Here is a 9,965-nt window from a genome sequence, read left to right as displayed (position 1 = left end):
TTGATTAGGTTTTATTCTTGATTTTCCAAGGAGTAAGATTCTCGTTGCATTACTTTTTTCGAATATCTTTTCGATGTAAATGGTTCCAAATATAGTAGCTATGAGGGATGCTGAGAAAATAATATAGTTATCAGCGCTGAAGACTCTTTCTAATAATATTCTTGTTCCAGCTGTGAAAAATACATGGTAAAGGTAAATTGAGTATGAGAATGTGCCAATCCAAGCAAGCGTTCTAATTTTTAGTCCAGATAAATACATTGTTGTACAAGATAATAATCCAATAGTTAGCCCTAAAATACTTCTTTTTCCTTTCGGCTCTATATATCCGAAATATATGCATGCGTATGACAATAGAGCGGTTAAGGCTATTAATGAAAATATAACAGGATTTATTTTTGTTAATAGTTTGTATCTTTCAATAGCCATTCCAAATAAAAAGAATGGTGTTAGGTATATGAATCCTGATATTGAGAAATAATCTATTTTTAGCGGTGATATGTAGAGAAGAGATGTTAATGTGAATATGGTGAACCCCCCTTTTTTTGTACTGAACACATGTAGTTTTTCTAACATTACAATAAGTAAAAATAATATAAATAATGATTCAATAAACCAAAAGTGAGCAACTGGTATTATATGTACTAGATGCCAAGAGTTGATATTAGAGTTTGTTCCTGGTGTGATTGATTGAAGAACTGCAAATGTTGTACCTACTGTTAACATTGGCAAAAGCAATCTTCGAGATTTTTTTGAAATGAATTTTAAGGAATTATTATTAAAAGGTCGGTAGGCATACACAACCCCGGATAAAAAAGTAAATAATGGCATTCGTAAATATGCCAGAATATCATTTATCTCTCGGAACATTCCACTTTCAATTCTTAACCCATTTTCTGGAGTTGAGCCAATAATGTGGTATGAAATTAGCAAAATACATGCTATTCCACGTAAGGTATCAATCTGTATTCTTTTACTATCCATGGTTAGTTAAACCTACTAATCAAGAAATTTTTGTGTTAAATGATGTGTAAGTGATTATTTTACCATGCTTTTATCTTTTTTTTGATTGTTTTTTTGTTAAGTTTTTCTTGATGATATTTGGTCCACCTATTTCTTTCGCCCCCATACTAGTCTTTAATTAACATAATCATCCAACGGATCTGGAGTGTGTTATGTTACTTCCTGTGATCATGGCTGGCGGCTCGGGCACTCGCTTGTGGCCGCTTTCTCGTAAGCTACATCCTAAGCAGTTTCTTTCTTTATATGGTCAGGCCACTATGTTGCAGGCAACGGTGGGTCGGCTTGCTGATATTTCGCATCTATCGCCACTGATTATTTGTAACGAAGAGCATCGCTTTACGGTGGCTGAGCAAATGCGCCAAGCGGATTTGCCGCACAGTGGCATTTTACTTGAGCCTGAAGCCAAAAATACCGCGCCTGCGGTGGCTTTGGCGGCGTTTCAAGCCTTGGCTCAGCATCAAGATGACGATCCTCTATTGCTGGTTTTAGCGGCAGATCATGTGGTTAAAGATGAAGCGGCGTTTTGTGTGGCTGTGAACAATGCGATTAGCGCTGCGCAGGCTGGCAACTTGGTCACCTTTGGCATAGTGCCGGATCACCCTGAAACGGGCTATGGCTATATTAAGCGGGGGCAGCCTTTGGCTTTGACGGATGGCCAAGGTGAGCTGTTTGAGGTAGCCCAATTTGTTGAAAAGCCAGACTTAAATACTGCAAAGGCGTATGTTGATAGCGGTGAATATTCGTGGAATAGCGGCATATTTTTATTTAAGGCCAGTGTGTTTTTGGCCGAGTTGAAGCAGCACAGCCCTGATATTTACCATGCTTGCCAAGCGGCTACGCGTGAGTTTAATCCCGATCTCGATTTTATTCGCATTAATGGCGATGATTTTGCCCAAAGCCCTGAAGACTCTATTGATTATGCCGTGATGGAAAGAACGCACCGTGCGGTGGTGATGCCGATGGAGTGCGGTTGGAGTGATGTTGGCGGCTGGTCGGCGTTGTGGGAAGTATCCGATCAGGATGAGCGCGGCAATGTGTTTCGCGGTGATGTGTTAGATATTGATTCTCACAATTCCTATATTTATGCGCAAGATACCTTAGTGGCCAGTATTGGCCTAAAAGATACCATAGTGGTGAAAACCAAAGATGCGGTGTTGGTGGCCGATAAGTCACGGGTGCAGGAAGTGAAGCATCTGGTTGATAATCTAAAAGCCGCTCAGCGCAGCGAGGTGCTACATCATCGCGATGTGCAGCGACCTTGGGGTAAGTATGACTCGATTGATACCGGCAATCGGTTTCAGGTGAAGCATATTACGGTGAAACCGGGCGCTAAATTATCGGTACAAATGCATCATCATCGCGCCGAGCATTGGATTGTGGTGTCGGGCACGGCCAAGGTAACGAACGGTGAGAAAACTTTTTTACTTAGTGAAAATGAGTCAACTTATATTCCTATTGGTACGGTTCATGCACTTGAAAATCCGGGCAAAGTGCCTCTTGAGTTGATTGAGGTACAATCGGGTTCTTATCTTGGTGAAGACGATATTGTGCGGTTTGAAGACAGATACGGCAGGGCCGAGAAATGAGTGTGGCGCAGATTATTAAGGATAGCGGTATTGCTTTTGGCACCAGTGGCGCACGAGGCTTAGTTAAGGATTTTACTGCGCCGGTATGCGGGGCTTTTACCTTAGCTTTTATTGAGGTGATGCGGGCGAGTTTTGAATTTAGTCGCATTGCGATTGCGATTGATAATCGGCCAAGTAGCCCTGAAATGGCGGTGGCTTGCATGGCGGCGGCTAACTCGATGGGGTTGGCGGTTGATTATTATGGTGTGATACCAACGCCTGCCTTGGCGCTGACATCGATGGCGGATAAGGTGCCTGCCATTATGGTTACGGGGAGCCATATTCCGTTTGATCGTAATGGGCTGAAGTTTTATCGCCCTGATGGTGAAATTTCAAAACAAGACGAACAAGGTATTTTGGCCGTGTCGACGGCGCTTCCCTCCTTGGTGTTACAAGGCTTGCCAGCCAGTAGCGATAGAGCAGAGCGAGCTTATTTGGCTCGGTATTTAAACGTATTTGCGCCGCATTTTCTTAAAGGTAAACGCATTGGTATTTATGAGCACTCTAGCGCGGGTCGCGATTTATACGCCAGCTTGTTTGAACAATTAGGCGCGACTGTGATTTGCCTTGGCCGCAGTGATAGCTTTGTACCCATCGATACCGAAGCGGTGGCGCTGGTTGATATTGAAATGGCGCAAGATTGGCAGCGTGAACATCAGCTTGATGCGCTATTTTCTACCGACGGTGACGGCGATAGGCCGCTATTGTCCGATGAAACGGGCACGTATTTACGCGGTGATGTATTGTGTTTATTGGCAGCAAAAAGCTTAAACATTGAGGCGCTCGCTGTGCCTGTGAGCTGTAATTCGGCGATTGAAGCATGCGGCGCATTTAAACAGGTTGAGCGCACGCAAATTGGCTCGCCTTATGTGATTGCCGCGTTTGATGCTTTGTTGCAATCCTTTCAACGCGTTGCGGGTTTTGAGGCAAACGGCGGCTTTTTATTAGGCTCAGATATTGATGTGAATGGTGCTGCGCTAACCGCCTTGCCTACCCGTGATGCGGTGTTACCTGTACTGGCTGTGCTGGCAATGGCGGGTAATGAACCGATTTCGCTGCTGGTTAATGAGCTGCCGCCGATATATACCGCCAGCGATCGTATTCAGAATTTTGCCCGAGAGAAAAGCCTAGCGATCATTGAGCAGGGCTTGGCGGAGCCGCAGGCATTGTTGCACCAATTAGGGCTGGGTGAATTTGATGTAGCAGATGTGAACACCACAGATGGCCTGCGAATGACACTGAGTAATGATGAAGTGGTGCATTTAAGGCCGTCAGGCAATGCGCCCGAGCTGCGATGTTATGCAGAAGCTAAATCCAGCACTCGAGCTATGCAGTTGGTCGTGCAATGTTTGGGAGCATTAAGTTTAGGTTAATGCGGGTTTTGGGTGATATTCGCCGAGCGAGCTCGGCTCCCACAAGGGGTCTGGCTAGTGGTTGGTTTGTAGGACCTGAGCTTGCTCTGGGAATGGGTGAGATGTTCGCCGAGCAAGCTCGACTCCTACAGGGTTTTGGCTCTTGTAGGACCTGAGCTTGCTCAGGGAATGGGTGAGATATTCGCCGAGCGAGCTCGACTCCTACAGGGGGGTTGGTTCGTGGTTAGTGTGTTGGTTTCTGTAGGACCTGAGCTTGCTCAGGGAATGGGTGAGATATTCGCCGAGCGAGCTCGACTCCTACAGGGTTTTTGGCTCGTGGTTAGTGAGTTGGTTTTGTAGGACCTGAGCTTGCTCAGGGAATGAGGTGAGATATTCGCCGAGCGAGCTCGGCTCCCACAAGATTTCTATCTGCTAGGTGAGGTGATGATATATGGTTAGGTATCATGCTAATGATTTGCGCAAAGGCAGGATTTCATTAGTGGATCACCTTTATATGGTTACCGCGAATACTTACCAACGGCAGACCATTTTCTCTCGCTTCTTCTCAGCTCGTATTTTGATCCGCTGTATGGGGAAAGCTGAGCTTGAGGGTAGATGTTTAACTCATGCGTTTGTCGTTATGCCAGATCATTTTCATTGGTTGGTGACGCTAACTAGTCAGCAAACCTTGAGCGATTTAGTTGCCAGTGTGAAGCGAGAAACGAGTTATTTATTGCATCAGCATGATCTTTGGCATGAGGCAGTTTGGCAAAAAGGTTTTCACGATCATGCGTTGAGAGGCGATGACGATGTTGTGTCGGTTTGTCGTTATATTGTTGCCAATCCTTTAAGGAAGGGGTTGGTGGGTTCGGTGAATGACTATCCCCATTGGGATTGTCGATATTTGTAGAATGATATTCGCCGAGCAAGCTCGGCTCCCACAGGGGGTTTTGCTCGTGGCTAGTGTGTTGGTTTTTGTAGGACCTGAGCTTGCTCAGGGAATGGGGTGAGATATTCGCCGAGCGAGCTCGGCTCCTACAGGGGGTCTGGCTAGTGGTTGGTTTGTAGGACCTGAGCTTGCTCAGGGAATGAGGTGAGATATTCGCCGAGCGAGCTCGGCTCCTACAGGGGGGCTGGCTAGTGGTTGGTTTGTAGGACCTGAGCTTGCTTCAGGGAGCCTGAAAGAACATCGCTAAATAATAGGCTTTTAAACATATTATTGCTGGGGAGGTTGGTTTGGAAATTAAACATTGGGGCGCGGTTAACGGTGTCACCGGCTCTTGCCATGAATTAGTGCTGGATCAACACAACAGTATTTTGGTGGATTGCGGCTTATTTCAAGGGGCTGAAACCGCTGGTAAAACCAGTGCGCAGCAACTGGCGATTGAATTTGATATCAGTACGGTCAAAGCTCTGGTGCTTACCCATTGTCACATTGATCATGTGGGTCGCATTCCTTATTTATTAGCGGCGGGGTTTAACGGGCCTATCTATGCCACTGAGGCGACGGTGGCCATGTTGCCGATGATTTTACGCGATGCCCTTAAGCTTGGCGTCACCAAAGATCAGCGGTTAATTGATGCCTGTATTGACAAACTTAAAAGCCTAATGGTGGCTGTGGACTATCAAGTCTGGCAGCCTTTGCCAGTGAATGGACTAGCCAAGGTTAAGTTTAAACCGGCGGGACATATTTTGGGCTCAGCATATTTGGAATTTAACTGTGGCAAAGGTAAGCGAGTGGTGTTTTCGGGCGATTTGGGCGCGCCTTATACGCCATTATTGGCGGCGCCAAAAAGTCCTTATCAAGCCGATGTGTTGGTGATTGAAAGTACCTATGGCGATCATTGCCATCAGGGTCGCTTGTCTCGCGCTGCGCTGCTTAAAACCACCATCGAAAAAGCCGTTGCCGATAATGGGGTGGTGCTTATTCCGGCTTTTAGCATTGGCCGCACCCAAGAGTTATTGTATGAGCTGGAAGAGATCGTGCATCGCGAGTCTAAGCTAAATCCTGCGGGCAGCTGGGCTAATTTAGAGGTGATTATTGACTCACCAATGGCCGCGAGTTTTACCGACTATTATCGTGATTTTAGCCAGCTGTGGGATAAAGAAGCCAAGCGCAAGGTCGCGACGGGTCGCCATCCGTTGGATTTTTCTACTCTTTATACCGTGGGCTCGCATCAAGAGCATTTACAGGTGATGGAATATTTGGCCAAGCGCAATAAACCGGCCATCGTGATCGCGGCCAGTGGTATGTGCAGTGGCGGTCGTATTGTTAATTATTTGGCTAATTTCTTGGGCGATGAGACCACGGATGTGTTGTTTGTGGGCTATCAAGCCAAAGGCTCATTAGGGCGCGATATTCAGCAATATGGCCCTGATGGTGGTTATGTGTTTATTGATGACCAGCGCATTGATATTAAGGCGGGGATCCATACCTTATCTGGCTATTCGGCTCATGCCGACCAAAAAGACTTAGTGAATTTTGTTAAACGCATGCGCAAGCCACCTAGGTTGATCAAAATCGTGCACGGTGATGAGGCGGCAAAGCAACAATTAGCTGAGCTATATCAACGGTTACTGCCGAATTGCCAAGTTGAAATAGCTCAGTATGCGATAGATGTGCCCAGTGAGTGTTAGGCGACAAGCACTAAGCAAAGGTTAATTATTGCGTTTTTTCTTCTTGCTCGCCATCAAGTAACCATAGTGCTAATTCAGTCTTTTTCTGTTTTATCACATCGTTAACTTGTTGTTCTAAATCTTGCTCAGTCAGGTTTTCTAATGACGATAGCGAGGTGCCTAGGGTGTCTGATACGGCTTCATCAACCTGCGCGATGGCCGCATCTTTTGCATCTTGGTAAGCATCTGCAGCAATTTGCTCTTTAGCTTCAATCAGTTGCTCTACGTTTAGGCCATCGAGCTTAATGCCGGTATTCTCTTCTAAGATGGCTTTACCGCTGGCTTTAACTTCATCCTTGGTTTCGGTAACGAATTCTTTGATTGGCTCGCAGCCGACCAAAAAGCTAAGGGTTACGGTTGTAATCAATAATGCAGCTTTCATAATAGGGTCTCCGTTAAACTAGGTTTAACACTATGGCACAGATTCTGTGACATATAATGTCAGCCTCAATATACTTAATGCGAATAAGTTGTCCTAGTAATATTGTAAAATAACGGGGTGAAATTTATATCAATGGCAGCTGGAGGCCCTGTTGTCAGGTATGGTTATAACACCGCGATTTGCCGCCTTGCCGATGCGGCGGTATAATTCGCGCAGTTTTGTTAAGCGCCGCTTTTTGCTTGTGCGTTACATTCCCAATCTGTTGTAAATTAAGGAATATTTTCTATGTCGCACGATTCTCACCTGCAGCGCTTTTCCGTTGCCCCGATGCTGGATTGGACCGATCGCCATTGTCGCTACTTTCATCGTTTAATGTCGCAGCATACTTTGCTCTATACGGAGATGGTCACCACGGGCGCCATATTGCATGGCAAGGGAGATTATCTCGCCTTTAATGAAGCCGAGCAGCCTTTGTCTTTGCAATTGGGTGGGAGCGATCCGAAGGCGTTAGCCCAGTGCGCCAAGATTGCCGAGCAACGCGGCTATAACGAAGTGAATTTAAATGTAGGTTGTCCGTCTGATCGCGTGCAAAGTGGGCGCTTTGGTGCGTGTCTTATGGCTGAGCCTAGCTTAGTGGCTGATTGCGTGAAGGCGATGCAAGATGCGTGTGATTTACCCGTTACGGTAAAAACGCGAATTGGTATTGATGAGCAAGACAGTTATGAATTTTTAACGGATTTTGTCAGCAAAGTTGCGGATGTGGGCTGTGATACTTTTATTGTGCATGCGCGTAAAGCTTGGCTAAGTGGCTTGAGCCCGAAAGAAAACCGCGATATTCCGCCGCTGGATTACCCGCGGGTGTATCAGCTTAAGCAAGATTTTCCGGATTTAGTTATCGCGATTAATGGTGGTATTAAAACCTACGATGAATGTGATGAACATTTGCGCCACCTTGATGGTGTGATGCTGGGACGTGAGGTTTACAGTAACCCGTATTTATTGGCCGAGGTGGATCAGCGCTACTTTGGCTCCACCGCTCCTGTGAAGTCGCGCGCCGAGATTATTGAGGCGATGTTTCCTTATGTTGAGCAGCATTTGGCAACGGGCGCTAAGCTATCCCATGTTACCCGCCATATGTTAGGCATGTTTCAAGGCTTACCTAATGGCCGTGCTTATCGCCGTCATTTGAGTGAGCTTTCACCGCGCGGTGATGCCACATTAAAGGTGCTTGAGGATGCGTTGAAGCTGGTGACTGAGTATCGCCCTAAAGATTAATTTGCTATAGATGCGCTATTTTTAATAAATATTATTAATAGCGCCATCGCTCACACTCGCGGGCATGTTAATTGAAACTTGGTTTAATGGCTCCTTCCCTTACTTAAGTCTTTGTCCATGAAGAGCTTGTTGCTCTGCCTTATACTTTGGTCTAGTTGGTTGCCGATCTGCTTGGTTGGATTGGTACTACTCATATAACTAATTACAATAATAAGCTGGTTTTTTCATCTACGACTTTAGTCTAATATCCGCTACTTTTTACAAGATAGAGGGTCGATGAGTGAGCAGTAAGATGGCCAAATTAGCACTAGTTAGGGTGATTTTTGGGGTGACCACCATTTTGGGGTTTCACGTGAGTGCGTTGTATTTTTTTCTGGCGCTAATTATTTATTGTACTCACCATCGTGAGGTTTTTGGCTGGTAGATGCAAAGGTAATCCTCTCATCTATTAATATGTGCCCTTGATTAGATTAGTTAAGCCAATATTTTTGTGGTCATGGTGGCTTAATTTCTGATTTTCTCGTGTTATATTCTTTTTATATTTTTGTGTGGTGATAACTAAGGTTATGGCTTTGGTTTGTCCCACTCCCATAGAAAAGGACATAATTCGTTGAAAACCTTTCATCTTATTTTATCTAGTGTCGTGCTCACCTTGCTGGTGGCTTGTTCAAAGAGCGAAACCACTAGCGAAGACAGCGCCAACAATAATCTGCAGCGTACTACCATAGTGAGCGATGCGACACCAAAGCAAAGTATTCCTATCTCAAAGTCTTATACCTTTGCAGATAAGGTTAATGTGGTTGTGGCTGATCCTCGCCTTGACCAACAGCAGGTACAAGAAGAAATCCGTAATGCCATTGCTGCCGTGATGCAGGAAAAAGGGTACACCTACCAGCCTGAGTTGGCCCAAGCAGATTTAGTGATGGGATTTGTGTTAGCGCTAGAATCCGCTGTGACTGATCAGCAACTCATCGCTAAGTTTGGTTTGTCGCCGGGGTTAATGAGTATTGCCAGTGATGGCCGTTATGAAAAAGCGACCTTGGTGTTAGGCGCAATGGCTACCGATACCGAGACAATTTACTGGAAGAGTATGTTGCAAGGTTTTGCTGATTTTGAGCGAGATCGAAAGGAATCTGAGCGCCGTATCGATCTCTTAGTGGCTCAGATGCTCTCAGACCTACCACAAGCGGGACAGTAATATGCGTGGAGCGGGAGGCAGTGAGGGTGGCATAGGTCAGTTTTTTATTGGCCTTATCATGATGATAGCGGGCGGTTATATGCTGCTTAATGCCATTATGGTTACTCACCATTTTAGTTTAGGTTTCAGTTTGTATCGGGTCGGCGGTTTTTCGCTGACTAGCGGTATGGTGTTGGTGCCCTTTATCTTTGGTGTGGGCATGGTGTTTTATAACAGTCGTAATATTTTGGGCTGGATTTTAGCCATTGGCTCTTTGGTGATGCTGGTGTTTGGCGTTATTTCGTCGATCAATTTTCAATTGCGCCATATGTCTGCCTTTGATTTGATTGTGATTTTAGTCCTATTGGTTGGTGGGATAGGGCTGTTTTTGCGGTCTTTATCGGCGAAAGGATAACAGTTCGCCGCATGACTGCGGCTCCTACAGGGGAAGATATTTT

General features: G+C 45.6%; 9 protein-coding genes. 7 read left to right on the top strand and 2 right to left on the bottom strand.

Annotation, left to right across the window (positions count from 1 at the left end; all coding sequences use genetic code 11):
* A partial coding sequence (locus ACK8OT_RS19030; protein ID WP_410198089.1) for an acyltransferase family protein occupies positions 1-981 on the bottom strand: 981 nt, incomplete at its 3' end.
* A gap of 191 nt (positions 982-1,172) precedes the next feature.
* On the opposite strand from ACK8OT_RS19030, the gene ACK8OT_RS19025 reads away from it, so the two are divergent.
* From ACK8OT_RS19025 to ACK8OT_RS19010, 4 genes are all read left to right on the top strand, one after another.
* Entirely contained in the window at positions 1,173-2,606 is a 1,434-nt protein-coding gene (locus tag ACK8OT_RS19025; protein WP_410198088.1) for a mannose-1-phosphate guanylyltransferase/mannose-6-phosphate isomerase, read from the top strand.
* Entirely contained in the window at positions 2,603-4,018 is a 1,416-nt protein-coding gene (locus tag ACK8OT_RS19020; protein ID WP_410198087.1) for a phosphomannomutase, read from the top strand. Before ACK8OT_RS19025 ends, ACK8OT_RS19020 begins: the two co-directional genes overlap by 4 nt.
* A 430-nt stretch (positions 4,019-4,448) precedes the next feature.
* The gene (locus ACK8OT_RS19015) at positions 4,449-4,907 is read left to right on the top strand and encodes an REP-associated tyrosine transposase (RefSeq protein ID WP_410198086.1); all 459 of its coding nucleotides are present in this window, start codon (positions 4,449-4,451) and stop codon (positions 4,905-4,907) included.
* A 326-nt stretch (positions 4,908-5,233) separates the two neighbouring features.
* Positions 5,234-6,634 (top strand): MBL fold metallo-hydrolase RNA specificity domain-containing protein, encoded by a 1,401-nt coding sequence (locus ACK8OT_RS19010; protein WP_410198085.1) that lies wholly within the window; start codon positions 5,234-5,236, stop codon positions 6,632-6,634.
* A 25-nt stretch (positions 6,635-6,659) separates the two neighbouring features.
* On the opposite strand, the gene ACK8OT_RS19005 is transcribed toward ACK8OT_RS19010, so the two are convergent.
* Entirely contained in the window at positions 6,660-7,055 is a 396-nt protein-coding gene (locus ACK8OT_RS19005; protein ID WP_410198084.1) for a hypothetical protein, read from the bottom strand.
* A gap of 285 nt (positions 7,056-7,340) precedes the next feature.
* Between ACK8OT_RS19005 and dusA the strand changes: the two genes are divergently transcribed.
* The 3 genes from dusA to ACK8OT_RS18990 all read left to right on the top strand — a co-directional run bounded on the left by dusA (position 7,341) and on the right by ACK8OT_RS18990 (position 9,922).
* Complete coding sequence (gene dusA, locus ACK8OT_RS19000; protein ID WP_410198083.1) at positions 7,341-8,330, top strand: tRNA dihydrouridine(20/20a) synthase DusA; 990 nt, start codon at positions 7,341-7,343, stop codon at positions 8,328-8,330.
* Between the two features lie 610 nt (positions 8,331-8,940).
* A complete protein-coding gene (locus ACK8OT_RS18995) occupies positions 8,941-9,528 on the top strand; it encodes a DUF4136 domain-containing protein (RefSeq protein WP_410198082.1) in 588 nt (195 codons plus the stop codon).
* Between the two features lies 1 nt (position 9,529).
* Positions 9,530-9,922: a hypothetical protein gene (locus tag ACK8OT_RS18990; RefSeq protein WP_410198081.1), complete on the top strand. Its 393-nt coding sequence runs from the start codon at positions 9,530-9,532 to the stop codon at positions 9,920-9,922.
* The last annotated feature ends 43 nt before the right edge of the window (positions 9,923-9,965 follow it).

Origin of the sequence: Motilimonas thetidivivens (assembly GCF_046452435.1) — a bacterium.
Lineage (GTDB): Bacteria > Pseudomonadota > Gammaproteobacteria > Enterobacterales > CBDFNC01 > Motilimonas.
Note: the sequence above shows the minus strand (reverse complement) of the source record. Positions and strands in the feature narration are given on the sequence as shown.